This window comes from Ensifer sp. EB106-05-01-XG146, assembly GCF_058791875.1.
On record NZ_JBYTDX010000001.1, the window covers coordinates 538,495 to 565,306 of the forward strand.

Consider the following 26,812-nt stretch of genomic DNA (forward strand, 5'->3'; position numbering starts at 1 on the left):
AAAGCTTGATCCGCATGGTCCGTTTCGCTGCCGCATTTGCCGTTCTGGTGTTTTTGCTGGCAACGGCAGGCGTCGGTCGGGCGGAGGAGGTCTTCTCCGCCTATCGCTCCGTCATCGATGTCGCAAAGGACGGCACGATGACGGTGACCGAGACGATCACGGCGACGGTCGAGGGCAACAAGATCCGCCGCGGCATCTATCGCGATATGCCTTTGACCTTCACCGACGCGAAGGGCAAGCGCAGCAAGGTCGATTTCAAGCTGCTCTCGGTCGAGCGTGACGGTGAGGAGGAGCCCTATCGCACCGAGACGATCAACGGCGGCATCCGCATCTACACCGGTTCGGCCGAGGTCTTTCTGGAGCGGGGCGAGCATACCTTCCAGTTCACCTACGAGACTGGCCGGCAGATCCGCTTCTTTGACGATCACGACGAACTCTACTGGAACGTCACCGGTACGGAGTGGGATTTCCCGATCGACGAGGCGAGTGCGACCGTGACGCTGCCGGAAGGCGTAAGGGCCGAAGCGCTCGATTACTTCACTGGCGGCTATGGCGCGACCGGCAAGGATGCGCGCGCATCCAGGGACGGCAGCGAAATCTTCTTTGCCACCACCCGACGTCTCGACCCGCGCGAAGGGCTGACGATCGCCATCAAGATGCCGAAGGGCAGCATCGACAGGCCCACCTCCAGCCAGGAAAATGCCTGGTGGCTGCACGACCATCTGGCGCTCGTCATCGCCGGTGCCGGCCTTGCCGTCGTCCTGCTTTACTATAGCCAGGCCTGGCTCAGGGCCGGGCGTGACCCGGACCGCGGCGTCATGGTGCCGCGCTGGGATCCGCCGGAGGGCATCTCACCGGCGCTCGTCAATTACATCGACAACAGGGGCTTTTCCGGTGAGGGCTGGACCGCGTTGTCGGCGGCAGCACTCAATCTCGCGGTCAAGGGCCACGTGGTTCTCGAAGACCTGAAGAACGCCATCGTCATTGCCGCCACCGGCAAGAAACCCGACGAAAAGCTGCCGACCGGCGAGGCGGCCGTGATGAAGGCGGTCAATGCCGCTGGCGGCAAGCTCACCATCGACCGCGCCCATGGCACACGGGTGCAGGCGACCGGCGCTGATTTCCGCAACGCCATGGAGCGCGAGCATCGCGGCAAGTACTACCACGCCAACAGCGGTTACATCGTCGCCGGTGTCATCCTTTCGGTGTTGGCGGTTGCGGCCGTGTTCCTGTTCGGGGATCTCAGCGAGGACAGCCTGCCGCTGGTGATCGTTCCTGTTTTCATCGCCTTCTTCGTCTCGATCCTCGCAGTCTCCTTCGGCAAGTCGCTTCGCCGCGAAAGGAGCCTGATGAGCCGGATCATGTCGATCGTCGTGGTCGCCTTCATCGGCTTCGTCGCCTTCACCATCTTCTCGACCATCCTTGCGGCCGTCTTCTATTCGGCAGCCGAAACCGACGAACTGCCGCTGCTCTTCGTGATCGGTGCGATCGTGCTCGTCAACGTGCTGTTCTTCTTCCTGATGGGTGCGCCGACGCCGCTCGGAACGCGGATGATGGATGGCATCGACGGGCTCAGGCAATACATGACGCTCGCCGAGAAAGACCGGATGAACATGCAAGGCGCGCCCGAAATGTCGCCCCGGCATTTCGAGACGCTGCTCCCTTACGCCGTGGCGCTTGGCGTCGAGAAGCCCTGGACCGAGACCTTCGATCGTTGGCTGCTTGCCGCGGCGGCTGGGGCGGCTGCGGCCGCTGCCTATCAGCCGGGCTGGTATCACGGTGACGGCTTCGGCTCGAGCACCTTCGGCGATCGCATCGGCGGTTTTGCCGGATCCATGGCCGACACGATGACGTCGTCGCTGCCGCCCCCACCCAAATCGTCATCGTCGGGCTTTTCTTCCGGCGGCGGCTTCTCCGGCGGCGGCGGTGGTGGCGGTGGTGGCGGCGGCTGGTAAATCCGCCTCGCACTTGCCCTTGGAAAACCAAATTCATCGCGGCGCTTGGTGACAATCTTGCCAGAGATTGCTAAGTCCGCCGCAACCGTCAGGAACAGAAAAAGTCACTCCCATGCCCGATCTTCTTATCGAACTCCGCTCCGAGGAAATTCCTGCCCGCCTGCAGCGCAAGGCGGCCGGCGACCTCAAGAAGCTGCTGACCGATGCCCTGGTCGAAGCGGGCCTGACCTATGAGGGTGCGCGCGAGTACTGGACACCGCGCCGGCTGACGCTTGACATCCGCGGCCTCAACGCCCGTTCCGCCGATGTTCGCGAAGAGCGCAAGGGTCCGCGCACCGACGCCAACGAGAAGGCGATCGAAGGCTTCCTGCGCGGCGCCGGCCTTTCCTCGATCAGCGAGGCGCACGTCCATAGCGACCCGAAGAAGGGCGACTTCTACGTCGCCCATATCGTCAAGCCGGGCCGTCCCGCCGAAGAGATCATCGCCGAGGCGATGCCGGATATCATCCGCAATTTCCCCTGGCCGAAGCCGATGCGTTCCGGCGTGGCATCGGCCAGGCCCGGCGCACTGCGCTGGGTCCGCCCGCTGCAGTCGATCGTCTGCACCTTCGGGTCGGAAACCGAGGAAACCCATGTGATCCCGTTTGAAGTCGACGGCATCGTCGCCTCGAACGTCACCTATGGTCACCGCTTCCATGCACCGGAAGCGATCACGGTTCGCCGCTTTGCCGACTATGCCGAGAAGCTGGAGAAGGCGAAGGTCGTTCTCGATGGCGAGCGCCGCAAGGAAATGATCCTGGCCGACGCCCGCAATGTCGCCTTCGCCAACGGCCTCGAGCTCGTCGAAGACGAAGGCCTGCTCGAAGAAGTCTCCGGCCTCGTCGAGTGGCCGCAGGTGCTGATGGGCAGCTTCGAGGAAGCCTATCTCGAAATCCCCTCGGAAATCATCCGACTGACGATCAAGACCAACCAGAAGTGCTTCGTCACCCGCGCGCCGGGCGCCGACACGCTCTCCAACAAGTTCATCCTGGTCTCGAACATCGAGGCGAAGGACGGCGGCAAGGAGATCGTGCATGGCAACGGCAAGGTCGTGCGCGCCCGTCTTTCGGACGCAGCGCATTTCTGGCACCGCGACCAGGGCAACTTGCCGGACCTCGAAACGCTGGAAGCATCCGCCAAGAAGTTCAATCTGGACCTCGGCAAGCCGCTCGATCAGCGCATGGCCAAGCTCGATGCGCTGAACGTTACCTTCCATGCCAAGCTCGGCACCCAGGGCGAACGCGTCGCCCGTATCCGCGCGCTTGCTGGTGAACTTGCCAAGGTCACCGGCGCCGACGCCAAGCTCGTCGACCGCGCCGTCGTGCTGGCCAAAGCCGATCTGCGCACTGAAGCCGTCGGCGAATTCCCTGAGCTTCAGGGCATCATGGGGCACAAGTACGCCCTGCTTCAGGGCGAGAACGGATCTGTCGCCACGGCGATCGAGGACCACTGGAAGCCGAATGGTCCCTCTGACCGTGCGCCTACCGATCCGGTGGCAGTGACCGTTGCGCTTGCCGACAAGCTCGACACGCTCGTCGGCTTCTGGGCGATCGACGAAAAGCCCACCGGTTCGAAAGACCCCTTTGCGCTGCGCCGCGCCGCACTCGGCGTGATCCGCCTGATCCTGGAAGGCAAGGCGCGCCTGGCGCTGTTGCCTGTATTCGAAACGGCACTCGTCGCCCTGCGCGCGCAGAAGCCGGCGCTTGCGGACGACATTTCGGCCGATCTGCTCTCCTTCTTCCATGATCGCCTCAAGGTCTATCTGCGCGACCTCGGCGCCCGTCACGACCTGATCGACGCCGTGCTGACGCCGGAAGCCGACGACCTGCTGATGATCGCCCGCCGCGTGGAAGCGCTGACCGCCTTCATCACCGACGAGGAAGGCCGCAACCTCTTGGCCGGCACCAAGCGCGCCACCCAGATCCTCGCAGCCGAAGAGAAGAAGGGCACCGCCGTCGCCGACGCCGTCGATGCCGGCCTCTTCCGTCTCGACGCCGAGAAGGCGCTGCACCAGGCTGTCGAAATTGCTTCGGCTGAAGCACGCGATGCGATCGCCAAGGAAGACTTCCGTTCGGCCATGGAAGCGCTGGCCAAGCTGCGCGAACCGGTCGACCAGTTCTTCAACGACGTACTCGTCAATGACGATGATGCGGCAATCCGTGCGAACCGTCTGGCGCTGCTCGGCCTGATCCGCTCGGCCACCGGCACGGTCGCGGACTTCTCGAAGATCGTCGGCTAAGGCCGGGTCGCCGCCGGGAGACCGGCGGCCTCACACCCGCGCACAAACGTTCAAGCGGCTCGCTGCCCGGCGACCTATATGCTGTCTCCATCACGCAAGATGGAGACAGCCGATGACTATCGCGACAAAGGCCTACAAGCCGATCAATTTTGCCGAAAAACTCTCGCTCTTCAGCGATCAATGGCAACCGCGCGTTCTTGCCGAACTCAACGACTACCAGTTCAAGATCGTGCGCATCGAGGGCGACTTCATCTGGCACGATCACAAGGATACCGACGAGGCCTTCATCGTCATCGAGGGCACGCTGCGGATCGATTTTCGCGACGGGTCCGTGACGCTCGGTCCCGGCGAAATGTACGTCGTGCCGAAGGGCGTCGAACACAAGCCCTATGCGGAGCACGAGGTGAAGATGCTCTTGATCGAGCCGCGCGGCACGCTCAACACCGGGCATGAGGGTGGCGAACGCACCGCGCAAAACGACCGCTGGATCTGATCCCTTGTCCGGGCACTGCGATCGCGCTTGCTGACCGGCAGGGCGCCGGAGTAGAGAAAGGCATGCCCGCAAAAATTCTCGTCAGCGCCTGCCTCATGGGCCATGCCGTCCGCTACGACGGCCAGTCGAAGCCGCTCCTGCACCCGGCGATAGACCGCTGGCGCGCGGAAGGCCGTCTCGTGACCATCTGTCCGGAAATGTCGGCCGGCATGCCGGTGCCGCGTCCGCCGGCCGAGATCGCCGCCGGCGCTGTCGGCAAGGACGTGCTCGCCGGCAAGGCGAGGGTGGTGGAGATAGACGGCGGCGACGTCACCGAGGGGTTCATACAGGCTGCCGAAAACGCTCTTTCGCTTGCCAGGCAAGCCGACTGTCGCTTCGCGCTCCTGATCGATGGCAGCCCGTCCTGCGGGTCGGGTTTCGTCTATGACGGGAGCTTTTCCGGCGCGCGCCATCCGGGTGAAGGCGTAACGGCCGCCTTGCTCCTCGCCAACGGCGTCGAAGTCTATTCTGACAGACAGATAGAGGCGCTGGTCACGCGGATCGATGAATTGGAAGGCTCGCAATAAAAAGATTGCGCCCCCGCTTCTCTCAGGGGCGCAATCTCTCGCTCTTACAGCGATACGCCCGTCAGCCTTTAAATGCAGGGGACGGCTGAGCGGGGCAGGGAACTTTCCCGATAGGTGATCAGTCTAGCCGAAGTTCGAGGGTGGACGGATCAAAATCCTGTGAGCTCTCGTCGGCCACGGGCACAGCCACCATGGACGCGCCGATCGGGGTCACCGCGGCGGTCTTTGCGGTCTGATCGATGGAAAGAAACTCCGGCCTGGAAGCCTGCGGGTTCTGGTCGTTTGCGATGTTCGAGACGGTCACCGTTGCAGCATCGTCGGTTTCGGCCGCGGCCGTCTTGATCATCTCGTGGGACGGCTTGCTGACGAACACCACCGGCGATCCGCCGAGCCAGGCCTCGGTGCGCACCATCTTCATCTCGCCGTTGATTTTCTTGAGCTCGATCGTCTCGTCGCCCGCCGCGATCGTCGGGACGACGTAGGTGACCTTCTTCCGCGACTGCAACGGCGGGCAATCGGCGCAGGAAACCGTGGAGACGCTGGCATTGTCGGTCGTGCCGGAGGCGATCGCTTCGATCGACGACGCCGCGGCGTTGCCAGCAGCAAGCCCAAGGACGGTGGTGATCAGCAACAGGCGCATCGTTTTTCTCCCGGATCGGTACCGGCGAGAATATGCACGCTCCCTTACTTTCCCGTCAGGAGAATTGGTAAAAATAGAATGATCCGCGAATTGACCGGTTTCCAGTCAGGCCTTCTCGCGCGCAACCGCGCGCCAGCCGATATCGTGCCGGTAGAAGCCGTTGTCCCAGGAAACGGCCGACAGCGCCGCGTAGGCCCTGTCCTTGGCCGTGCCGGCACTTGCCCCTGTCGCCGTGATGTTGAGCACACGGCCACCGGTTGCGACCAGGCCTCCGTCCTTCATCGCTGTGCCGGCGTGGAACACCTTGGTGGTGTCGGATGCTGCGGGGAGGGCGTCAATCGGCGTGTTCTTCGCGTAGCTGCCCGGATAGCCCTTGGAGGCCATCACGACGGTCAGCGCCGTCTCGTCGCGCCATTCCACAGTCATGCCGGCGAGCGTGCCGGTCGCCGCGGCATAGAGAAGCGGCAGAAGATCGCTCTTCATGCGCATCATCAGCACCTGGCATTCCGGGTCGCCGAAGCGGACGTTGTATTCGATGAGTTCCGGTCCTTTGGCGGTGATCATCAGCCCGGCAAAGAACACGCCGGAGAAGGGATGGCCGCTTTCCGCCATGCCGCGCATCGTCGGCTCGATGATTTCCTTCATCGTGCGCTCGATCATCTCTGACGTCATGACCGGGGCCGGCGAGTAGGCGCCCATGCCGCCGGTGTTCGGTCCGGTATCGCCGTCGCCGACGCGCTTGTGGTCCTGGGCCGACGCGAGCGCCAGCGCCGTTTTGCCGTCTGAGAGGCAGAAGAAGCTTGCCTCCTCGCCATCGAGATAGGCTTCTACGACCACTTCGGCGCCGGCGGCGCCAAAGGCGCCGGCGAAACAGTCGTCGACGGCGGCGAGCGCCTCGTCGAGCGTCATAGCGACGGTGACACCCTTGCCGGCGGCGAGACCATCGGCCTTGATGACGATCGGTGCGCCCTGTTCACGCACATAGATCTTGGCGCTCTCCGCATCGGTGAAGCGGCCATAGGCGCCGGTCGGAATATCGTAGCGGGCGCAGAGATCCTTGGTGAAGCCCTTGGAGCCTTCAAGCTGGGCGGCGGAGGCAGAGGGGCCGAAGACGGCGATATCGGCTGCGCGCAGCACGTCGGCGATACCGGCGACCAGTGGACCCTCAGGTCCGACCACGACGAAATCGATCGCCTCCTTGCGGCAGAAGTCGGCGACCGCTGCATGGTCGTCCGTGTCGAGCGCGATGATTTCCGCTTCTTCGGCGATGCCGGGATTGCCCGGTGCGGCATAAAGCTTCGTCAGTTTCGGCGACTGCGCGATCTTCCATGCAAGGGCGTGTTCGCGCCCACCCGATCCGATCAGAAGAACCTTCATTGCAGCCCCCGATATCCCGAAAAATGTTGCGCTGCGGTTAGGACGGCAGGGCGGCAAGGTCAAGGGAAAACGGGAGTTCGGGCGGCGATTCTCGCAATCGCCACCATCTCAGGCGATGGCCTGGCGGCTCTGTTGCTCGTCCAGCGCTTCGTCGTGCGCATAACGCGCGGTGCGTGTCAGCGCCCAGATCGCCAGATCCTCGATCGGCAGCGGCTTGCTGATGAGGTAGCCCTGGAACAGGTCGCAGCCGGCAGCCGTCAGCATGGAGAGTTTCTCCGGCGTGTCGATGCCTTCGCCGACGACCGCGACGTCCTTGGCGTGGCAGAGCGCGATCAGCGCCTTCAATACCGGCAGGGAATGCGACGCGGTGAGGTTCGACACCAGCGCCCGGTCGAGCTTGATGGTATCGGCGGTGTATTCGATGATCTGCTGCACGGACGTGTAGCCGGCGCCGAAATCGTCGATCGAAAGCCGGAAGCCGTTCTGGCGGAGCGCATCGATGTTGCGGCGAAGCTGGTCGCTGAACTTGACGGCGAAGGTTTCGGTAAGCTCGATCTCGATCGAGCGTGCCTCCAGCCCATGCCGTTCCAGGCAGTCGGCGAAGTGGTCGGCGATCGCCTTGGAATGCAGTTCGGCCGAGGAAATGTTGATGGCGAGCACTGTTTCGGGGCCGAACAGGGCCTTCAACTGGCCGCAGTCGGACATCGCCTTGTTGATCACCCACCAGTCGATCTTGGTGAAGAGCCCTGAGCTTTCGGCGATCGGCACGAATTCATCCGGGGTGACATTGCCGAGCACCGGCGAGTACCAGCGCAGCAGCGCCTCGCAGCCGGTGACCCGGCCCTCGGTATCGACCATCGGCATGTAGACGAGGTGGAACTGTTCGTCCGGATCGAGCGAGCGCAGCTCGTCCTGGATCTGGCGCAGCCGCGTGCGCTTGTCGTGAAGCGCGCGCGAGTAGCGGGCGGAGCGGTTCTTGCCGCTGGTCTTGGCCTGATACATTGCCGCATCGGCATTCGCGATCAGTTCGGTGAGGTTGGTGGCGTCATCCGGGCAGATCGCAGCGCCGATGCTTGCGGTCACCGGATAACGCTTGTCGGAGACTTCGAAGCCGTCCTCGAACAGCGAGAGGATGGCGCCCGAGATTTCCCGGACCGTTCCGTCGCCCGGGCGCGAGCGCACCAGCACGGCGAATTCGTCGCCCGAAAGGCGCGCGAGGATCGCCGGCCTTTGGCCGCGGCGCTCGGTGATCACGTCGACCCGCTCGGCGATGCGGGCCGCCAAGGTTTTCAGGAGTTCGTCGCCGATCTCGTGACCATGCTTGTCGTTGACGAACTTGAAGTTGTCGATGTCGATGAACAGCAGGCTGCACTTCTCGCCGGCCGCGATCGCCTCGCGAACGACGCCGGCGGCGAGTGCGTTGAAGTGGCCACGGTTGCTGATCCCGGTCAGCGTATCGGTCCAGGAGCTGCGCTGCACGAGCTTCAGCGATTGCACCGACTGGCGGTGCAGTTCGCGGATGTTTTCGGTGAGGCGCCCGATCTCGCCCTTTTCTTCCATATCGCGGATTTCGTCGCGCGCACCCACCATCACGGCCATCACATTGGCGTCGAGAGTGGCGATCGGATCGGTGATGAAGCGGCGGATCAACATGATGATCAGCCAGATCGAGAACAGGCTCATGGCGACGGCGCCGAGCGCCAGCAGGATTTTCTGCCGCGCCATCAGCGCGTCGAAATGCTCGCTCGAAACGGTGAGCGTCGCATAGAGCGAAGGTCCGAGATGCACGCTTGCCGAAAGGTCGTCGGTGATGGCCTGCGGCCAGGGCTGCAGAACGATGTCGGATCCGTATTCCTTTTTCAGCGCCTGCTGCATGTCGAGGAAGCGGTCGGGCTGGATCGCGACCTGGACGAGCAGGGCGTTCGATTTCTTGCTCGGCAACGGCCGGGTAAAGGCAATGGGGTCGAGGAAGAAGGAATAGACGATGCGCGGTCTCTGGCCCGCTTCGTAGAGATAGGTCCAGTCGGCGAGCTTGTCTTCGCGGATCAGCCGGCGGGCGAGGTTGAGCTGTGCCTCGTCGATCTCGGCGAACGGATCCCAGCTGTTTTCAAAATAGTATTCGGACTTGAGTTCCGAACTCAGAAGCGCGAGCGAAACATAGCCCGTCGGATCGTCGAGCAGCGATTTGACGCTCTCCTGCAGCCGGACGCCGAGCGCATTGGCCCTGTAGCTCGCATCGGTTTCGGACACGTACTGGCGCAGCGAATTGCCGTTCAGCAGCGCATTGAGAAAGCCCTTGCTGCGGCCGATCTCGTTCTGGAAGACGGCGGCCGCATGTTCAAGGCGCTGCGACAGCTTGGCATGCTCGAGCGCGCGAATGGAGCGGCTCTGCGTGACGTGGACCGAGACCGCCGCCAGCAGATAGCCGGCAAGCACCACGGGAAAGATCAGGATGAGCGCGCGTTTGCCGAGGTTCACTGGAAATTCGCCAATGTGCTGATGATACGCCGGCGCAGTTGCACCGACTCTGTGGACAGTTCCTGTTGATACTGGCTCTTGGCCAGAATGTCGGGCGAGGGGTAGATCGCCGGGTCGGAGCGAACCTCTTCCGGCAGGAGTGCGTGGGCCGCCCGGCTTGCCGTCGGCATGTTGAGCGCCAGCGCGTTGGCGGCGGCACTTCCTGGCGAACCGAGATAGTCGAGCAGCGCCAGCGCCCGATCCTTGTTTTGCGAATTGGCAACGACGGACATGCAGTCGAGCCAGGAGAGTGTGCCTTCCTTCGGAACCGCATAACGCCACACGCCAGGGGTGCCGGCCTTGGTGTTCAGCACGTGCTGGTCGCCGCTGTAGCCGAGCGCCATGTAGATGTCCTTGCTGACTGCAGGGTTCTGGATCGCGCTGATGATGTATTCGTAGGTGAGCACCGAAGGGGCCTGTTCCTTCATCAGCGTAAAGGCGGCCTTCAGCGTGCTGCTGTCGTTGGTATTGATCGATTGGCCGAGCAGCATCAACGGGGCGACGAAGGCCTCGTTGTGGTCGTCGTACATGGCCACATGCTTGGCAAGCGCAGCGGCAGGGCGCATCAGATCCTGCCAGGAGGTCGGCGCTTCGGCTAAGACGTCGGAACGGTAGAGAATGCCCATCGTACCCCAGAGATAGGGCAGGCCCCGGCCGGAGCAGCGCTTGCGCCAGCTCTCGTCATAGTCCCTGAGCGAGGCGACGTTGGTCTCGTCGATTTTTTCGAGAACGCCCTTGCGACCGAAGAGGGCGGCGCTGTTTTCGCCGGTCACCACCAGGTCGACGCGGCTGTTCGGATCGGCCAGCACCTCGTCGCGGGTATCGCCGCTGTCGTAATAGACCTGGTGCACTGACACGCCTGTAATCGACGACCAGCGGTCGAGGATCTTCTGGTCGATATAGGATTCCCAGATGAGCAGGTTCAGGGTCTCGGCCGGTGCCGCCGTTGCAAAGAGCAACGTCGCCAGTAAGGCCGGAATCGCCGTTCGCCCCTGCATTGTGTACCCCTGCCCAAGCCCGTCAGACGACCGTAGCGCGCAAAAATTGATGAATGATTACGTAGGGCTGCGACGAGTGGCCGGGGTGCCGCGTGCCGTTTGCCGAGCAGAAGAAAACCGGGCGCCGCATGGCGGCGCCCTGTCCGATTTTCTGTTTTTTCTGCCGGAGCGGCTATCGCGTCGGGATCTTCGGCAGGAGGATCGTCAGGATGCCGAGCAGCGGCAGATAGGAGCAGATCGTGTAGACGAACTCGATGCCCTGCCGGTCGGCGAAGATGCCGAGTACGGCAGCGCCCATACCGCCGAAACCGAAGGCGAACCCGAAGAAGACGCCGGCAATCAGTCCGACGCGACCGGGAACCAGCTCCTGGGCGAAGACGACGATCGCCGAGAAGGCCGAGGAGAAGATCAGGCCGATGATGACGGAGAGCACGCCGGTCCAGAAGAGGTTCGCATAGGGCAGCATCAGCGCGAAGGGGATGACGCCGAGGATCGAGAACCAGATGACGAAGCGGGCGCCGTAGCGGTCGCCGATCGGGCCGCCGAGGAAGGTCCCGGCTGCGGCAGCGCCCAGGAACAGGAACAGCATCAACTGCGCCTGCTGTACGTCGATACCAAATTTCTCGATGACGAAGAAGGTGAAGTAGCTGGAGATGCTCGCCATGTAGACGTTCTTGGTGGCCGTCAAAAGCACGAGCACGGCAACAGCCCACATCACCCGGCCCTTCGGCAGAGGCAGCGCCCGGCTCGGCGCAGCGCGGCTCATGGTCGTGCGGCGATGGCGGACATACCAGGTGCTGACCCAGGAGAGCACGAAGAAGCCGATGATCGCGACGATCGAGAACCAGCTGAGGCTGCCCTGGCCGAAGGGGATGACGATGAAGGCGGCGAGCAGCGGACCCATGGCGCTGCCGGCATTGCCGCCCACCTGGAACAGCGACTGCGCCAGGCCATGGCGGCCGCCGGAGGCGAGGCGCGCGATGCGGGAGGACTCCGGATGGAAGATCGCCGAGCCGACGCCGATCAGGCTGGCAGCAACCAGAAGGACCCAGAAATCATGCGCATTTGCGAGCAGGATCAGGCCGCTGCAGGTCGACAGCATGGCAAGCGGCAGGGAATAGGGCAGGGCCCAGCGGTCGGTGATGATGCCGACGGCCGGCTGCAGCATCGATGCCGTCAGCTGGAAGGTAAAGGTCAGGAGGCCGATCTGCACGAAGTCGAGCGAGTAGTTCGCCTTCAGCAGCGGATAGAGTGCCGTCAGCAGCGACTGCATGATGTCGTTCAGCATATGGCAGAAGCTGACTGCCAGGATGACGGAGAAAGCCGTCTTCTCCGGGGAGATCCCGGAAGTTGAAGTCACGGTAGACATGGGTGATTCCTTGCCGTCTCGAAGGTTGTGTGCGGCGTGGCCTATCTCTACTGAGGTTGCGGTTGGCCTGCTTTTGTGATCTGGTCGATTTCTTTCGTGAGTGGGCCAAATGCCGATCCGCCGATATCCGCTGCCGCAGCTTCCCGATGACGATCACTTCCGGAACCTCGACTGGGTCGAGACGGGAAACGCCCCGGTGCTCGCGCTCGGACGGGATTACAATGCCGGCCTCCTCGTGCCTTTTCACAAACACACCCGGACCCAGCTGTGGTGGGCGCGCGGCGGCGTCGTGCTGATGCGCACCGAGCGCGGGCGGTGGATGGTGCCGCCCGGCCACGCTTTGTTGATCCCGGCGGGCGTGGAGCATTCGGCCGAGATGATCAGCGACGTGCGCATGCACTCGATCTATTTCGCGCCGGACCTTTTGCGCGCCGAGCGGCCGATGGTCATGGAAATCAACCCGCTGGCCGGCAGCCTCGTCGATGCGCTCGTCAGCGTAGAGAACGAGGCGATGTCGGAGCGGCGCGAACAACTGGTGACTGATCTGCTTTTGGAGGAAATCGGCCGGCTGCAGGAGCGCCCACTCGGCCTGCCGTTCCCGCGCGACGAAAAGCTTGCGGCGCTCTGCCGGCAATTCCTGCAGGCGCCGTCGGCGGCCGCAAGCATCGACCAGTGGGCCGACAGGCTGGGTCTCAGCCGCCGCTCGTTCACGCGGCTGTTTCGCAACGAGACGGGCGTCAGCTTCGTCACCTGGCGCCAGCAGGCCTGCATCTTCGCCTCGCTGCCGCTTCTGGCCGACGGCGAGCCGATCATCAATGTGGCGCTCGATGCCGGTTATGAGAACGTCGCGGCCTTTACGACGATGTTCCGCCGCATGCTCGGCAGCCCGCCGAGCGTCTATCTGAAGACCTATCTCGGCCAGTGACCGCGGGCAGCTACGGCGCTCATGGGAAACGAAAGCTGAATTGACCTGGTTAACGGAATCGTAGGAACAAGGGCCAATAACTCGCCCTGTGCCGTTCCTGCCCACTCCCTCCTTCGGCCCGACGGCACGGCCAATTTCGCCCCGGCGAATGAATCTTCCGGAGTTGTTTCTTGCGTATCCGTTCTCTTGTTTTCCTTTCTGGAACCCTTTTGCTGTCGGCAAATGCCGCCTCCGCCGGTGACGGCCAACATTTCTGGTCCGGTGACTGGTACCTGAAGGTCGGCGCCACCGGCTTTTACGGCCCGAAATACGAAGGCGCTTCCAAGCGCATGTTCCAGGCGGCCCCGCTGATCTCGCTCGGCAAGGCCGGCAGCACGGTCCGCTTCTCCTCGCGCAACGACAACATGTCCTATGCGCTGGTCGACCAGGGCAGCTTCCGCGCCGGTCTCGTCGGAAAGCTGATTTTCGAACGCGATGCCGGCACGTCCAGCGACCTCAAGGGACTTGATCCGGTCAAGTTCGGCGGTGAAGCCGGCGGCTTTGCCGAGGTCTACCCGACCGACTGGCTGCGTGTGCGCGCCGAAGTCCGCCAGGGTATCCGCAGTCACCACGGCGTCGTTGCCGATGTCGCGGCGGACGCCTTTGCCGATGTCAGCAGCAATGTCCGCATTTCCGGCGGCCCGCGCCTGTCGGCAGCCAGCAGCGGCTACTACACGGCCTATTACGGCGTGAATGATCGCGAGGCGACGGCCTCCGGTCTCAGCAACTATACCCCGCATGGCGGCGTCGGCTCGGCCGGTGTCGGTGCTGCGATCACTTGGCAGGCAACCGAAAAGCTCGAGACGAGCGCCTATGCCGAATACAAGCGCCTGCTTGGCCCGGCGGCCGATTCCAGCCTCGTTCGCGAACGCGGCAGCCGCAACCAGGTTCTCGTCGGTCTGTCGGCCACCTACCGCTTCGACTTCACGCTTCCCTGATCAGGCGTTTTCCTCCCGTGGTCGGCGGCGATCTCGCCGCTTGACCGGCCGGGCCTGCGGCGTCAAACAGGGATATGAACACAATCTCTGCCGATTCCGGCCGCGTTCAGGACGCGCCGTCCAACAACTGGGTCTATCGCGTGCTGCCGCGTGCGCTCTGGCCCTATGCGCAGCTTGCCCGCTGGGACCGTCCGATCGGCTGGCAATTGCTGCTGCTGCCTTGCCTCTGGTCCGTGGCCCTGGCGTCGGGTGTGTCGGCGAGTGCCGGTCAATTCTCCTTCGGCCGCTTCCTGTTCCATTGCTTCCTGTTCACTGTCGGCGCCATCGCCATGCGTGGTGCTGGCTGCACCTACAACGATATCGTCGATCACGACATCGACATGGAGGTTGCCCGTACCCGCTCGCGGCCGCTGCCGTCGGGGCGTGTCTCGCGCCTTCAGGCCAAGGTGTTCACGGTGCTGCAGGCACTTGTCGGCCTTGTCGTGCTGCTGCAGTTCAACACCTTCTCGATCGTGCTCGGCATCCTGTCGCTGGCGATCGTCGCGATCTATCCCTTCGCCAAGCGGTTTACCGACTGGCCGCAGTTCTTTCTGGGATTGGCGTTTTCCTGGGGCGCGCTGATGGGCTGGGCGACCGAATTCGGCACGTTGTCGGTTGCCGCCGTTCTGCTTTACGGCGCGGCCATCGCCTGGACGATCGGTTACGACACGATCTACGCTTACCAGGACAAGGAGGACGATGAACTGATCGGCGTGCGCTCGACGGCGCGGCGTTTCGGTGAAAACCCGCGCCCCTGGCTGATCGGCCTTTATGGCATCGCGACGCTGCTCGTCCTTCTGTCGTTCGTCGCAGCCGGCGCCGGTGCCGTCGCCTATGTCGGCCTCCTGATTGCAGCAGCGATGCTGACCTATCAGATCCTCGTCCTGAACATCCATGATCCTGCACAGTGCCTGGCGCTGTTCAAGTTCAACAGCATCGTCGGTCTGATCGTCTTCGCCGGGCTGGTGCTGGCGCTTCTCCTGCGCCTGATATGAAAAATCCTCCGTTGCGGCGGAGGATCGTCTTCATTGCCCCATGGTCGGCCCGCCTGTTGCGGGCCGCAAAAATCTCAGGCCCAGCTGATGTCGCGGGCGGCCTTGCGCTTCCTCGCCTCGTGACGCGCACGGAAGCTGGACAGGACGGCGGCAACGACTGAGGCGATGTGCTTGCGCATCGGGTTTCTCCTTCTTTCGTGGTCTTGGCTATGCAGCCCATATGGCACGAAGAAGGCGACGCAACTGTTTCCGGGGGAACATTCGGTAAATCGTCGGGGGAGGCGGCGACGACCCCAGTGCATGCGTGCACGAAGAAAATGTCCCGACAGATCTGACCTCGCCAAACGCGACAGCCGGCCGCAGGGAACGGCCGGCTGTCGCGCTGGAGGTAGGCTCTTCAATCAGCTGCGGGCGATGATCTCGCGCCCGTCGATCTTCATGTGTACGCCAAGCGTGCCGGTGGAGCGGCGCACGAGGAAGCGCGGGCGGCGCTCTGCGAAGAAGGAGTGGCGGCGGCGCGGCTTGACGGGCGCGGTGCGCACGTCGCCAAGGTGCTCTTCGAGCGGCCTTGCCACGCCATCCGCTTCGACCATGAGCATCGGAATGCGATAAGCTTCTGCCCAGGCGCGCCAGTCGGCTGCGATGTCGGACAGGTCGTGTGCGACGAGCAGCGGGACACAGAGGTCCGGGTCGTCGTGATGAAGTTCCAGCGTCACTGTAACGTCTCCGTCGCCGTGATCGATCGCGCGAGCCGCGACCCCCTTGAATGCGCGCGCCGGCAGTGCGATCGAAAGCGGCAGGCCGCTCGATGGTAGCACCTTGCGCAGAACCGCGCCACGCTCGTCCAGGCTGATCGTGACATTACCGGTGTGACCGCGCAAGGCGTAGCTCGCCTGCTGTGGAAAGCGCTGCGGATCAAGACGGAGCGTGTTTTCGACCCATGCGGGTTGAGAGAGTGTGTTGCGCATTTCAATCGCCCTTGTTTTTCCTTGAGAGCCGGTTTCCGGTCTTCTCGTCGGGACTTTTCGTCCTCTATGAGCGGGAGAATAGGCGGCGCCCTTTCCGAACGACTTAAAATTCGCGGTTAAGAAAACTTTGCGTTTCTCGATGGTTAGCAAAAGCCGACCGGTCAGGGTTTCCGTTTCGTCAACAGCGCGGCCGCATTCGTTCGGATCAGGCGCACCTTTGCCGTCGTTCGACCTGCCGGGAAAAGCCACACGCAAGCCAGTCCTGCAATCATGACGCGTCAGAATTCTGTTTCGGGGCTCGGGTCCAGCCTGTCCCCATGGGTAACCGACAAGGCGCCAGGGCATGGTATCGACCTATCTCGACTACAGTCGCATCACGCGGGACATGAGGAGCAGCCTCAACCGCATTGCCCAGCAGCCGCAGATCGCGCGCGAAGCGGAGTATTATAAAGAGAACATCGGCAGCGTGAAAACTGTCGAGGAGTTTCTGAACGACTATCGACTCTACTCATACGCGATGAAAGCGCATGGCCTGGAGGACATGACCTATGCCAAGGCCTTCATGCGCAAGGTGCTGGAAAGCGATCTTTCGGACGAAAGCAGCTTTGCCAACCGTCTCACCGATGAACGCTACCGCAACTTCGCGCAGGCCTTCAGCTTCAGCTCGTCGAAGCCGGTGGCTCAAACCAACGCACAGCAGGATGCGCTGATCGGTCTCTACAACGAGCGGATCGCCAGCCTCGACACGGCCATGCGCGGAGAGATGGCCTATTTTGGCGCGGCCATGGATCTCGTCACCGATGTCGACAAGTTCCTCGGCAACGAACGACTGCGTTCGTTTGCTTTCACCGTCTTCGATATTGACCCGAAGACGTTCAACTACACCGAGGTCCGCGACGCGCTGACCAGCGACCCTGCCGCTCTGACCGCAAGCCGCACGGCCGCTGTGACGAGGCGGGAAGAAGCGCTCAAGCTGCAGACTGACCTTCAGACGCGGCTCAAGTCCCTCGGGGAGATTAACAGGCTGACGTCCGAACTGGCGGAGGCGCCCGCTGCCGACAAGCCGGCGATTCAGGCCAAGATCGACGAGCACAACGCGATCGTCGCCGATCTCGATGCCAAGCTTCCGCCACGCGACCAGGCGCCCGCGCTGCTCGCATCGCTCGGCGAGGAATTGAACACGCTGAACGGGCGCATCCGCAATCTCGAAACCTACATCAAGTTGGCGGAAACCTTTAACTTCAACGCTGATGGCAGCGTGCCGGCCGGCGAAAAGGCGATAAGCGACGCAAAGAAGACGGAACTCAACAACATCTACGTCTTCAAGAAACCGGGCGAAACGCCGCTCGGCGGCGCGCGCCTGACCGGCGCCGGGGCACTGTTGAACAAGGAATATTACGAAGGCAAGATCGCCGGCGTCACCAGCATCTCCGAGCTGACCAGCGACAGCCGGCTGTTCAACTACCTCGTCACGGCCTTCGGCCTCAAAGCGTCGACGACCGTGCCGTCGACGATCGAAAACATCCTCACCAGCGACATCAACGACCCGAACAGCTACGTCAACACGCAGGGCGGCGAGTACAATGCCGCCTTTAAGGAAATGCACAAAGCCTTCAACTTCCGGCCCGACGGCACGCTGCAGCCCGGCAAGACGGCGCAGGACGCCGATCAGTTGAAGAAGACGTCCGACGGCTACATGGTCCGCTACAATGACAAGGGCGATGCCGAAGACGAAGCCTTGGTCAAGCGCTTCAAGCTGCTGGTCAATTCGATGGAGTCGGTCGACAAGCTGCTGGCCGACAATGGCGTACTGAAGTTCACGCTCAGCGCCTTCGGTCTCGAAGACGAGGGCCTGAGCAAGCGTGATCTGAAGCGCATTCTGACGAGCGATCTCAACGATCCCAGAAGCTACGTCAACACGCTGCGCGACGAACGCTACGTCAAGCTCGTGAAAGCGTTCAACTTCAATCCGGACGGGACTCTCGGCGCACCAAAACTCGCCCAGAGCGACGGCGACATCATGAATACGGCGCGGGCCTATATCGTCGCCAAGTCCCGCTTCGGCACGGACGACGAGAAGAAGATCGCGAAGGAAAAGGCCCAGGAAGAAGCCAAATATTACACCTCCGAGATCGCGAAGATCGAAACGCTGGATGCCTTCCTCAAGAACCGCCGGCTGGTCGACATGGTTCTCGTCGGCGCAGGTATCGATCCGGAGACGGTCAAGTCCGACTATCTCAGGAGTATGTTTACGTCGGATCTCGAAGATCCGAAGAGCTTCATCAACACCGACCCGAATGGGCTGAAGTATCGCGAGATCGTCTCGTCCTTCAACTTCGACAAGGACGGCAAGATCGTCAGGGGCGAGGCAGGGCAGATCCAGACCCGCCGCGGTCTCGTCACCACCGTTGATCTCTTCCTCAATCAGTCGCTCGAAGAGAAGGAGGGCGCCGATAACGGCGGCATTCGCCTGGCGCTCTATTTCAAGCGCAAGGCCTCGGACATCAACACGGCCTACGACATCCTGGCCGATCGCGCCCTGTTCGAGGTCATCAAGACCGCCTACAGCATGCCGGAGGGCTTGCAGAACGCCAAGATTGAGGCCCAGGCGGCCTTTATCGAGCGCACCGTCAACATCAAGGAACTGCAGCAGCCGGGTCAGCTTGAGAAGCTTCTGCAACGCTTCACGGCGCTCTACGACGTCGAGAACAACCAGGATGTATCGCCCGGTCTCGCGATTCTGACTGGCGGCGGCAGCGCTGGCGTCAGTGCCGAGACCTTGCTGTCGCTCTCGCAATTGCGCGCAGGCGGCCGCTGACGCACGCCGTCTGACGGTCAGCCCAAGACTGTTGTTGCATCGCCGCGCACCGCGCGAAACGGCGCGTCGTCAACCGTCGGCGCGCAGCACTTTATCGGGGTTCATGATACCTGCAGGATCGAACGCGTGCTTGATGCGTTGCATCAGCTCGATTTCGATCGGCGCCCGGACCTCGGCGAGTTCGTCGCGCTTCAACTGGCCGATGCCGTGCTCGGCGGAGATCGAGCCGTTGTAGCTCAGAACGATGCCGTGGACGATGGCGTTGATTTCGCGCCAGCGGTCGAGGAAGGCCTGCTTGTCGGCGCCGACTGGCTGCGAAATGTTGTAATGGATGTTGCCGTCGCCCATGTGGCCGAAGGAGCAGATGCGGGCGCCGGGGATCGCTTTCACGACGGCGGCATCCGCCTCCTTCATGAAGGCCGGAATGCTGGAGACGGGCACGGAGACATCGTGCTTGATCGAGCCGCCCTCGGGCTTTTGTGCCGGCGACATGCTCTCGCGCATGTGCCACAGCGCCTTCGCCTGTGTCTCGTTGGCGGCAATCACTGCATTCTCGACGAGGCCGGCCGCATATCCCTGCTCCAGCAGGTCCTGCACCATCCGTTCCGCGCTTTCGGCGCTATCGGACGTCGAGATATCGATCAGCGCGTACCAGGGATGGACCGTTTCCATCGGATCACGAACGCCGGGGATGTGCTTGGTGGTGAATTCGACGCCGAGCCGCGGCATCAGCTCGAAGCCGGTCAACGCCGGCCCGCAAAGGCTGGACGCCTTTTCGAACAGAGCGAGCGCATGCTCGACGCTGCCGACTCCGGCAAAGGCGACCTGATGCCCGAGCGGCTTCGGGAAAAGCTTGAGCACGGCGCCGGTGATCACGCCGAGCGTGCCCTCGGCACCGATGAAGAGATCGCGCAGGTCGTAACCGGTATTGTCCTTCTTCAACCGGCGCAGCCCGTCCCAGATTTCGCCGGTCGGCAGCACCACTTCGAGGCCGAGGCAGAGCTGGCGCATATTGCCATAGGCAAGCACGGCGGTGCCGCCTGCATTGGTGGAGAGATTGCCGCCGATGCGGGCTGAACCTTCCGAGCCGAGCGACAGTGGGAACAGGCGATTGTGCTCGTCCGCCGCCTTCTGGATATCGGCGAGGATACAGCCGGCATCGGCGACGATGACATTGCCGACCGGATCGATGTCGCGAATGCGGTTCAGCCGTTCCAGCGAAAGAACGATGTCTGCCTTGCCCTCCCGCGGGATCTGCCCGGCGACATGGCCGGTGTTGCCGCCCTGCGGCACGATCGCCGTGCGGGTGGCGCTCGCGAGCTTCATGATGCGCGAGACCTCGTCGACGTTGGCCGGACGCAGGACCATCGGCGTCGTGCCGCGGTAAAGTCCGCGCGATTCGACGAGATAGCGCGCCTTGTCGGCTTCGTCCGTCAGCACGTTGGTGTTGCCGACGATCTCGGCGAAGGAAGCGATGAGTTCGGGAGAGGGAAGGGTGGTCATGGGCCTCACTTCGCATTGCGCCTGCGCGCGCTATCGGATCGGTCGATCTGAGGATCTGGTCCTCGGTTCCTGGTCGGCGGCGATCATAACCGCAATTGGTGCCGTTCGATGAGGGTGGGTGCGGAGAAGATGCCGCACACTATCTTACCCTCGTGGTGCCGCCGCCCGTTGTAACCGGTCGATGATGGCTTCCCCCAACCCGTCCGAAGGGATCGGCCCGAAGGCGATGGTCTCTGCGCCGCTGGCATCCGCCCGCTTCATATAGTCGAAGAGATTGGCGGCGGCTTCGCGCAGATTGCCAGTCGGGCTGAGATCGAGAACGACGGCCGCCTGCTCTTCGCCGGCGATCCGATTGCCGCCGAAACGGATCAAGGCTTCGCCGGCATGCACCTCGGCGGCATCGAGCCGGACGGCAGCGCCGGGCGCGTAGTGCGAGGCGAGCATGCCCGGCGCCTCGATCGTCGCTCCCGCCGTCTCCGGCCGGGTCACCGGACGGCCAAGCAGGCGTTCGATCTCGGCGGCATCGAGGCCACCCGGCCGAAGCAACCGGATCTCGTCGCCGTCGACCTTGATGATCGTCGACTCAAGGCCGATTTGGGCCTGGCCGGCGTCGAGGATCAGCTTCAGTTTGTCGCCGAGATCGGCTTCCACATGGACCGCACTGGTCGGGCTGATTTTGCCCGACGTATTGGCACTGGGCGCGGCCAGTGGTCGCCCGAAGTGAGCGATTACCCGGCGCGAGAAACCGTCGGGCATGCGGATGCCGAGCGTGTCGAGGCCGGCGGACGCCAGCGCATGAACCGTGCTGTCGGCGCGCTGCCGAAGGATCAGCGTCAGCGGGCCGGGCCAGAAGGCTTCGGCCAGCTGCCTCGAAATCGGATCGAAATGCACATGGGCTTCGGCCATCGCCATGTCGGAAACATGCGAGATCAGCGGATTGAAGCGCGGGCGCCCCTTCATCTCGTAGATGCGACTGATCGCATCGGGATTGGTAGCGTCGGCGGCAAGGCCGTAGACCGTCTCGGTCGGAATGGCGACCGGCTCGCCTTCGGCAAGAACGGCGCAGGCGCGCGCGATCGCGCGGTCCGGTTCTCTATCCGTGTCGATGATCTCAGCCATGCCGTTTCCTTTCCGACGCTTCCTTAACGGACGCACCGGAAAAACAGAACGATTTTCTTTGAAGGAACCGGTTCGGCTCAGAGGCTGCGAATGATGCGACGCAACGCGTCATCCTTGGCGCCAAGCATCAGTACGTTTTTCAGCGCGACCTTGGGATCATCTGTGCGAAACAGCAGCCCGTTGTCACGAAAGTTGCGGTTGATGACCATTTGCCCGGCTTGGGCGCCCGGTTCGATGGCGACGGCGAAGTACATGCGTGAATAGCCGGGCTGGATACTCTCGAAAAAATGCGTCTCGTCGCCCAGGTTGCAGAAGAAGTTGGCGAAGTAGAAGGACCAGGTGATGTCCTTGGAGGGAGTAACCGGCGTACGCGCCGCCGTCACGTGACAGTAGCCGAGATGCGGCCGGCCGACGAGCGTGCGGTGGAAGATCATCTTCGGGAACTGGATCGAGTTGTGGAACCCGTTGATCCGCTTATGGGTCGTGTCGCCGGCGGTGCTGAGCTTCTTGCCCGTCCTGTCTGCGACTTCCTCATAGCTCAAATACCGGCGTTCGCTCGGCAACCATTGCCTGCGGTTGATCCGGCCCGTGCGCAGGAATTCGGTATGAACCGCCACCTTCGGCGGGATTGTCGGCAGCTTCTCGGCTGTCGCGTCGTAGTATCTCAACTTTGCCATGATCGTCAGCGCGCCATCTGCCTGCCTGCAGGACCTCTCTCGTCCGCCGGCTAGGCTAGCGGCTCATGGTTAATGAATGATTTCGTCCTGGCTGCATCATTAGCGTTCTCTATCTGACGCGATGTCGCAAACGGGCGAAGCCCTCCCGCATCTGCGCCGACCGCGCCGCAAAAGTCGGCAATTGCCCAAGATGTGATCTATCTATATGTTTGCAATGTAAAAATTCTAAGACGGTGGCCTTTTGTGGCGGTTTTTTCCGTGTCGTCATTCTGGAATTGGATGTCGCTATCGGGCAGCTGCCAAGGTGACTTCCGCGATTACATATCCTTACTCAAGGTGCCGTCTTCGAAGGGAAGATGGAGAATTGGGAAGCCGGTCAAATCCCGGCGCTGCCCCCGCAACGGTGGTGGAGCGAAAACCTCGGCAAAGGCCACTGGACGGTTCGTCCGGGAAGGCGCCGGGCAGGTCCGAAAGGACGGCTCCTGAGCCCGGAAACCAGCCTTGACGGACATAACCGTAACGGGTTGCGGCGGGCAGCCGGATCGGAGCCTCAAACGCATGGGCGTGCGCCCGTGCGGGTTCCTGTCCTGCCTCTCCGAAACATGGCGCATGAGGACAGGACATGGACACCAGAAACGATATGCTTCGAAAGCTGAAGGGCAGGCAGGACGGCTACAGCCTCGACCGGGCCTTTTACATCGATCCCGACTACTACAGGCAGGATCTGGAAAACATCTGGTACAAGGATTGGCTGTTTATCGGCCATGACTGCGAGATCCCGCGGGCCGGCAATTACTTCACCGTCCAGGTCGGCGACTACCCCGTTGTCATCACCCGCGACCGCCAGGGCGCCATCCGGGCGCTGCACAATTCCTGCCGCCACCGCGGCTCGCGCGTCTGCACGCAGGCGAAAGGCTCGTCGGCAAAGCTTGTCTGTCCCTATCACCAGTGGACCTACGAACTCGACGGCTCGCTGCTCTTTGCCCGGCAGATGGGAGAGGATTTCGACAAGGCCGCCCACAGTCTGAAGCCGATCCATTGCGAAACGGTCGGCGGCTACATCTTCATCAACCTGTCGGAAAAGCCGATGGATTTCACGACGTTCCGCGACATGGCCTTGCCCTATCTTGCGCCGCATCGGCTCGGCGAAACCAAGGTCGCGTTCGAAAGCACCATCATCGAGAAGGGCAACTGGAAGCTCGTCTGGGAAAACAACCGCGAATGCTACCATTGCGCCGCCAATCATCCGGAACTCTGCCGCACCTATCCTGAGGCGCCGACGGCGACCGGGGTGCAGGGCGCCAAGGATGATCCTGTGATCGCCGAACATTGGGCGAAGTGCGAGGCCGAGGGCCTGCCGAGCGAATTTAAGATGTCGCCGACCGGTCAGTTCCGCGCCGCCCGCATGCCGCTTGTCGACAATGCCGAAAGCTACACCATGTCGGGCGCCCGCGCCGTCAGGCGGGCCCTGTCCGCCGACGTCTCCCAGAGCCAGATCGGCACGCTCTTGATGTTCCACTATCCCACCACCTGGAACCATGTGCTCGCCGACCACGCCATCACCTTCCGGGTGCTGCCGCTCGGGCCCGAACTGACTCAGGTGACGACGAAGTGGCTCGTCAACAAGGATGCGGTCGAAGGCGTCGACTACAATCTAGATGAACTGACGCATGTCTGGACCGAGACCAACGACCAGGACCGTCAGATCGTCGAGGAAAATGCCTTCGGCATCCGCTCACCGGCCTATGAGCCCGGTCCCTATTCGCCCGAGCACGAGGGTGGCGTGATGCAGTTCGTCGAGTGGTACTGCAAGTTCATGGAGCAGCGCCTTGCCGGCGACGCGGCTCCGCTTTCAAGGGTCGCCTGACATGCAGATGGCCTCTTCGTTTCACCATTTCGACGCGCTCCACGTCTGGATCGACCGGCAGCAGATGCTCGAATGCACATCGGCGGTCGTCGAGACCGCCGATGTCATGACCTTCACCTTCCGGGCCGAAAAGCCCGCCTGGTTTCGCTATCTGCCCGGGCAATTCGTGACCCTCGAACTGCCCGTCGCCGACGAGCCAGTGATGCGCACCTACACCCTGTCGTCGACGCCCTCGCGGCCGCTGTCGATCGCCGTGACCGTCAAGGCGCAGTCAGACAGCATCGGCACCCGCTGGATGTTCGAGCACCTGAAGCCCGGAATGAAACTCCGCGCCTTTGGCCCGCTTGGCGATTTCAGCTTCGTCCGCCATCCCGGCGACAAATACCTGTTTATCTCGGCCGGCTCCGGCATCACGCCGATGATGTCGATGACGCGCTGGATGGCGGACTGCGTGCCGGAGACGGATGTGACCTTCATCTCCTGCGCGCGTCGTCCGGAGGACCTGCTGTTCCGTTCGGAGCTGGAGGTTCTGGCGACGCAGATGTCCGGGCTGAACCTCGGCTTCATCGTCGAGGGACATGAGGCACGCCACGGCTGGCACGGGCTTCGCGGCCGCATTGATGGCGCCAAGCTGCCGCTGCTTGCGCCCGATTTCATGGACCGCACCGTTTTCTGCTGCGGCCCCGAACCGTTCATGCGCGGCGTGCGCGAGATGCTGAAATCGGCCGGTTTCGACATGGGCCGCTACCACGAGGAGAGCTTCCAGCCGGCCGCCGCACCTGCGGCGGAAGAGATTGCCGTGCGCGCCGGCGCCGGTGACGAGGGCGAGGTCCAGGCCGCCAAGATCGCCTTCACCATGAGCGGCAAGGAGATCGAGGCCAAGCCCGGCCAGACGATCCTGCAGGCGGCGCGCGCCAACGGCGTGCGCATCGGCGCTGCCTGCGAAGGCGGCATCTGCGGCACCTGCCGGGTGATGAAGGTCTCAGGCGAGGTGGATATGAGCCACAATGGCGGCATTCTCGACGACGAGATCGATGAGGGCTACATCCTCGCCTGCTGCTCGCGACCGCTCGGAGACGTCCAGATCGAAGCTTGAAGGCTTTAATGATGTCGCGCAAAAGTGTGCAGCGGTTTTGCGGCAACGACATGCATAACAACAAGCGCTTAGTGCCTGTCGCGTGAATGCTTTTTCAAGCGAGAGGCTTTAGGGCGCGTTGCAGGGGATCGGATTGGCGGAAACGCTTGCCGGGGCGTCGGTGCCGGCCTCCGTCTTGGAGCATGCGCCCTGGGCGGCATCATTGCCGGCGATCGCCACCTGCAGGGCACGTTCCTGGCGGGCGAAATCGATCGAGCCGGTCACCAACATGTCGACGCCGCTGCCGGCGCCGCTCGTAGCGTCGGCGCGGCTCACGAGCAGCGGCTCGCTAAACATCGCAGTCGCCCTTGCCACCGCCAGCATGCCCGTTCCCCGCTCGGCTTGGGCGACGAGCATCAGCGGCAGTGGCTTTTCCGGCAGCAAGGCGCCCTGTGCCCAGATCGCTTTCAGCGCCGGCGGCGACATTGCCGCCACATTCACGTCGATGTCGTCAAGCGTTCCCGGCACGCGGTAGGGGCAGCGGCGCTTGCCGCAGTTGATGCCCGAGGAGAACTGCCACAGCGCGTAACTGTCCCAGTTGCCCATCGGGAAAACCTGGCGGATATCCGGTTTGTAACGGGCGTACCAGAGCGGCAGGCGCGACAGCAGCCGGTGTTTGGCCCGGTGCGCGGCGATGTATTTGGCGGTGATGTGGTTGGTATAGAGGATCGGGTAGCGCCCGGTCCGGGTCTTGATGTGCCCGGCGAAGATGGCGGCGTCCTCCAGCGACATGTACTTGTCCGGATCGATGCCCTCGAGATCGAGCACCATCAGCTCGTCGTCGCGCGGATCGGCGTAATCGAGGAAATGGTTCGCCTGGTCGACGGGATTGCCCGGGCGGGCAAGATGGTAGGCACCCCACAGCAGCCCGTGCGAACGGGCAATCATCCGGCGGGTCTGGTAGAGCTCGCGGCTGACGGCGTATTTGCGCCACATGGTCTTGCAGTGGTTGAAGGTGTCGCCGTTGTGGTCGCCGGTGCAGGAGAAGCTTTCGGGCAGGCCGTCGGAGGCCTTGGCGATGAAACCGGAAACGCGCTTGTCGCCAAGCATCGTTTCCCAGTCGATGCTGTTCATCTCATAGGCGTCGACGATGATGGCATTCGACTTGGTCTTCCAGGGCTCCATTTCACCGGCGCGTGCGATCGCCGCCGCGAAAGCCAGACCGATGAAGGTCGCGAGGCGCAGAATCATCCCTGTCGTGGAGATACACCGCTTTGCCATTCTCTGAGATTGCCGACAGTATCGTTAACGCATCGTAAATCCCAGCCCCCGAGCGGACTGTGCGGGAGCGACGCGCGAATGTATACCGACCTGTGGCTGTATATAAGCAATTGCTTTCATGTTCGCGATCTGACGATCAGCCGGGAAGGCGTTGGTCGACGATGCGGCAATGCCTTGCTGCAGCAACGGGTGCTGGCCGCGCCACCTGATCCCGCAGGAGGCGGAAGATGGAACAAAACCGGTGACTTATGCGTTATCGGTCGATTTCGGATTTCCCGGCTGAGGGACATCCCCGTATCGGCCTCGGTCCGGGTGAAATCATGGAAAGGTTGAAATGCCGCGGCAACCCGAAACCGGGCCGCGCAAAATGCGTTC

20 protein-coding genes, 1 pseudogene and 1 riboswitch are annotated in these 26,812 nt (G+C 62.8%); of the genes and pseudogenes, 11 read left to right on the forward strand and 10 right to left on the reverse strand.

Going from position 1 to position 26,812, the window contains the following annotated elements:
• The first annotated feature begins 14 nt into the window (after positions 1–14).
• The 4 genes from AC3WVQ_RS02520 to AC3WVQ_RS02535 all read left to right on the forward strand — a co-directional run bounded on the left by AC3WVQ_RS02520 (position 15) and on the right by AC3WVQ_RS02535 (position 5,292).
• Complete coding sequence (locus AC3WVQ_RS02520; RefSeq protein WP_089044745.1) at positions 15–1,955, forward strand: DUF2207 domain-containing protein; 1,941 nt, start codon at positions 15–17, stop codon at positions 1,953–1,955.
• Between the two features lie 112 nt (positions 1,956–2,067).
• Positions 2,068–4,233 carry a glycine--tRNA ligase subunit beta gene (gene glyS, locus AC3WVQ_RS02525; RefSeq protein WP_060516363.1) on the forward strand — a complete coding sequence of 722 codons (2,166 nt, stop codon included), beginning with the start codon at positions 2,068–2,070 and terminating at the stop codon, positions 4,231–4,233.
• 112 nt (positions 4,234–4,345) lie between these two features.
• Complete coding sequence (locus AC3WVQ_RS02530; RefSeq protein WP_090294844.1) at positions 4,346–4,726, forward strand: cupin domain-containing protein; 381 nt, start codon at positions 4,346–4,348, stop codon at positions 4,724–4,726.
• Positions 4,727–4,788: 62 nt separating this feature from the next.
• Positions 4,789–5,292, forward strand: a complete 504-nt coding sequence (locus AC3WVQ_RS02535; protein WP_110818497.1) for a 2-thiouracil desulfurase family protein — start codon at positions 4,789–4,791, stop codon at positions 5,290–5,292.
• 118 nt (positions 5,293–5,410) lie between these two features.
• Here AC3WVQ_RS02535 and AC3WVQ_RS02540 read toward each other — a convergent pair whose 3' ends face one another.
• The 5 genes from AC3WVQ_RS02540 to AC3WVQ_RS02560 all read right to left on the reverse strand — a co-directional run bounded on the left by AC3WVQ_RS02540 (position 5,411) and on the right by AC3WVQ_RS02560 (position 12,193).
• The gene (locus tag AC3WVQ_RS02540) at positions 5,411–5,932 is read right to left on the reverse strand and encodes a plant virulence effector HPE1-like domain-containing protein (RefSeq protein WP_089044748.1); all 522 of its coding nucleotides are present in this window, start codon (positions 5,930–5,932) and stop codon (positions 5,411–5,413) included.
• Between the two features lie 105 nt (positions 5,933–6,037).
• Positions 6,038–7,309 carry a phosphoribosylamine--glycine ligase gene (purD, locus tag AC3WVQ_RS02545; protein WP_090294841.1) on the reverse strand — a complete coding sequence of 424 codons (1,272 nt, stop codon included), beginning with the start codon at positions 7,307–7,309 and terminating at the stop codon, positions 6,038–6,040.
• A gap of 108 nt (positions 7,310–7,417) precedes the next feature.
• Positions 7,418–9,787, reverse strand: coding sequence for a putative bifunctional diguanylate cyclase/phosphodiesterase (locus AC3WVQ_RS02550; protein ID WP_060584114.1), 2,370 nt, complete (start codon positions 9,785–9,787; stop codon positions 7,418–7,420).
• Positions 9,784–10,824: an ABC transporter substrate-binding protein gene (locus AC3WVQ_RS02555; RefSeq protein WP_090294839.1), complete on the reverse strand. Its 1,041-nt coding sequence runs from the start codon at positions 10,822–10,824 to the stop codon at positions 9,784–9,786. The genes AC3WVQ_RS02550 and AC3WVQ_RS02555 overlap by 4 nt, the downstream gene beginning before the upstream one ends.
• A 172-nt stretch (positions 10,825–10,996) precedes the next feature.
• Positions 10,997–12,193: an MFS transporter gene (locus tag AC3WVQ_RS02560; protein ID WP_060516356.1), complete on the reverse strand. Its 1,197-nt coding sequence runs from the start codon at positions 12,191–12,193 to the stop codon at positions 10,997–10,999.
• A 109-nt stretch (positions 12,194–12,302) separates the two neighbouring features.
• Here AC3WVQ_RS02560 and AC3WVQ_RS02565 point away from each other — a divergent pair, with 109 nt between their 5' ends.
• The 3 genes from AC3WVQ_RS02565 (at position 12,303) to ubiA (ending at position 15,129) form a co-directional block, all read left to right on the forward strand.
• Positions 12,303–13,118 (forward strand): AraC family transcriptional regulator, encoded by an 816-nt coding sequence (locus AC3WVQ_RS02565; RefSeq protein WP_034801113.1) that lies wholly within the window; start codon positions 12,303–12,305, stop codon positions 13,116–13,118.
• A gap of 170 nt (positions 13,119–13,288) precedes the next feature.
• Positions 13,289–14,095: a MipA/OmpV family protein gene (locus AC3WVQ_RS02570; protein WP_051659573.1), complete on the forward strand. Its 807-nt coding sequence runs from the start codon at positions 13,289–13,291 to the stop codon at positions 14,093–14,095.
• 74 nt (positions 14,096–14,169) lie between these two features.
• Entirely contained in the window at positions 14,170–15,129 is a 960-nt protein-coding gene (gene ubiA / locus AC3WVQ_RS02575) for a 4-hydroxybenzoate octaprenyltransferase (RefSeq protein WP_090294838.1), read from the forward strand.
• Positions 15,130–15,530: 401 nt separating this feature from the next.
• On the opposite strand, the gene AC3WVQ_RS02580 is transcribed toward ubiA, so the two are convergent.
• A complete protein-coding gene (locus tag AC3WVQ_RS02580; RefSeq protein WP_034801118.1) occupies positions 15,531–16,097 on the reverse strand; it encodes a DUF6101 family protein in 567 nt (188 codons plus the stop codon).
• 343 nt (positions 16,098–16,440) lie between these two features.
• On the opposite strand from AC3WVQ_RS02580, the gene AC3WVQ_RS02585 reads away from it, so the two are divergent.
• On the forward strand, positions 16,441–18,915 hold the full coding sequence (locus tag AC3WVQ_RS02585; RefSeq protein ID WP_034801120.1) for a DUF1217 domain-containing protein: 2,475 nt from the start codon (positions 16,441–16,443) through the stop codon (positions 18,913–18,915).
• A 69-nt stretch (positions 18,916–18,984) separates the two neighbouring features.
• Here AC3WVQ_RS02585 and AC3WVQ_RS02590 read toward each other — a convergent pair whose 3' ends face one another.
• From AC3WVQ_RS02590 to AC3WVQ_RS02600, 3 genes are all read right to left on the reverse strand, one after another.
• Positions 18,985–20,418 carry an FAD-binding oxidoreductase gene (locus AC3WVQ_RS02590; RefSeq protein ID WP_060516349.1) on the reverse strand — a complete coding sequence of 478 codons (1,434 nt, stop codon included), beginning with the start codon at positions 20,416–20,418 and terminating at the stop codon, positions 18,985–18,987.
• Between the two features lie 144 nt (positions 20,419–20,562).
• A complete protein-coding gene (locus tag AC3WVQ_RS02595; protein ID WP_090294836.1) occupies positions 20,563–21,537 on the reverse strand; it encodes an L-threonylcarbamoyladenylate synthase in 975 nt (324 codons plus the stop codon).
• 77 nt (positions 21,538–21,614) lie between these two features.
• A complete protein-coding gene (locus tag AC3WVQ_RS02600; protein WP_034801127.1) occupies positions 21,615–22,214 on the reverse strand; it encodes a DUF6656 family protein in 600 nt (199 codons plus the stop codon).
• A gap of 317 nt (positions 22,215–22,531) precedes the next feature.
• Positions 22,532–22,732: riboswitch (cobalamin riboswitch) on the forward strand.
• Between the two features lie 104 nt (positions 22,733–22,836).
• Between AC3WVQ_RS02600 and AC3WVQ_RS02605 the strand changes: the two genes are divergently transcribed.
• On the forward strand, positions 22,837–24,081 hold the full coding sequence (locus AC3WVQ_RS02605; protein WP_110818496.1) for an aromatic ring-hydroxylating oxygenase subunit alpha: 1,245 nt from the start codon (positions 22,837–22,839) through the stop codon (positions 24,079–24,081).
• Between the two features lies 1 nt (position 24,082).
• Entirely contained in the window at positions 24,083–25,177 is a 1,095-nt protein-coding gene (locus AC3WVQ_RS02610; protein WP_034801131.1) for an FAD-binding oxidoreductase, read from the forward strand.
• 222 nt (positions 25,178–25,399) lie between these two features.
• On the opposite strand, the pseudogene AC3WVQ_RS02615 reads toward AC3WVQ_RS02610, so the two are convergent.
• Positions 25,400–26,437: pseudogene (locus AC3WVQ_RS02615) on the reverse strand (glycoside hydrolase family 25 protein); the annotation flags it as partial.
• A 78-nt stretch (positions 26,438–26,515) separates the two neighbouring features.
• Between AC3WVQ_RS02615 and AC3WVQ_RS02620 the strand changes: the two are divergent.
• On the forward strand, positions 26,516–26,770 hold the full coding sequence (locus AC3WVQ_RS02620; RefSeq protein WP_143034205.1) for a hypothetical protein: 255 nt from the start codon (positions 26,516–26,518) through the stop codon (positions 26,768–26,770).
• The last annotated feature ends 42 nt before the right edge of the window (positions 26,771–26,812 follow it).

What these genes read in the sequence shown, in the direction of transcription:
- AC3WVQ_RS02520 (WP_089044745.1), top strand. Translation starts at nt 15, where the DNA reads ATGGTCCGTTTCGCTGCCGCATTTGCCGTTCTGGTGTTTTTGCTGGCA.
- glyS (WP_060516363.1), top strand. Translation starts at nt 2,068, where the DNA reads ATGCCCGATCTTCTTATCGAACTCCGCTCCGAGGAAATTCCTGCCCGC.
- AC3WVQ_RS02530 (WP_090294844.1), top strand. Translation starts at nt 4,346, where the DNA reads ATGACTATCGCGACAAAGGCCTACAAGCCGATCAATTTTGCCGAAAAA.
- AC3WVQ_RS02535 (WP_110818497.1), top strand. Translation starts at nt 4,789, where the DNA reads ATGCCCGCAAAAATTCTCGTCAGCGCCTGCCTCATGGGCCATGCCGTC.
- AC3WVQ_RS02540 (WP_089044748.1), bottom strand. Translation starts at nt 5,932, where the DNA reads ATGCGCCTGTTGCTGATCACCACCGTCCTTGGGCTTGCTGCTGGCAAC.
- purD (WP_090294841.1), bottom strand. Translation starts at nt 7,309, where the DNA reads ATGAAGGTTCTTCTGATCGGATCGGGTGGGCGCGAACACGCCCTTGCA.
- AC3WVQ_RS02555 (WP_090294839.1), bottom strand. Translation starts at nt 10,824, where the DNA reads ATGCAGGGGCGAACGGCGATTCCGGCCTTACTGGCGACGTTGCTCTTT.
- AC3WVQ_RS02560 (WP_060516356.1), bottom strand. Translation starts at nt 12,193, where the DNA reads ATGTCTACCGTGACTTCAACTTCCGGGATCTCCCCGGAGAAGACGGCT.
- AC3WVQ_RS02565 (WP_034801113.1), top strand. Translation starts at nt 12,303, where the DNA reads ATGCCGATCCGCCGATATCCGCTGCCGCAGCTTCCCGATGACGATCAC.
- ubiA (WP_090294838.1), top strand. Translation starts at nt 14,170, where the DNA reads ATGAACACAATCTCTGCCGATTCCGGCCGCGTTCAGGACGCGCCGTCC.
- AC3WVQ_RS02580 (WP_034801118.1), bottom strand. Translation starts at nt 16,097, where the DNA reads ATGCGCAACACACTCTCTCAACCCGCATGGGTCGAAAACACGCTCCGT.
- AC3WVQ_RS02585 (WP_034801120.1), top strand. Translation starts at nt 16,441, where the DNA reads ATGGTATCGACCTATCTCGACTACAGTCGCATCACGCGGGACATGAGG.
- AC3WVQ_RS02590 (WP_060516349.1), bottom strand. Translation starts at nt 20,418, where the DNA reads ATGACCACCCTTCCCTCTCCCGAACTCATCGCTTCCTTCGCCGAGATC.
- AC3WVQ_RS02595 (WP_090294836.1), bottom strand. Translation starts at nt 21,537, where the DNA reads ATGGCTGAGATCATCGACACGGATAGAGAACCGGACCGCGCGATCGCG.
- AC3WVQ_RS02600 (WP_034801127.1), bottom strand. Translation starts at nt 22,214, where the DNA reads ATGGCAAAGTTGAGATACTACGACGCGACAGCCGAGAAGCTGCCGACA.
- AC3WVQ_RS02605 (WP_110818496.1), top strand. Translation starts at nt 22,837, where the DNA reads ATGGACACCAGAAACGATATGCTTCGAAAGCTGAAGGGCAGGCAGGAC.
- AC3WVQ_RS02610 (WP_034801131.1), top strand. Translation starts at nt 24,083, where the DNA reads ATGCAGATGGCCTCTTCGTTTCACCATTTCGACGCGCTCCACGTCTGG.
- AC3WVQ_RS02620 (WP_143034205.1), top strand. Translation starts at nt 26,516, where the DNA reads ATGTATACCGACCTGTGGCTGTATATAAGCAATTGCTTTCATGTTCGC.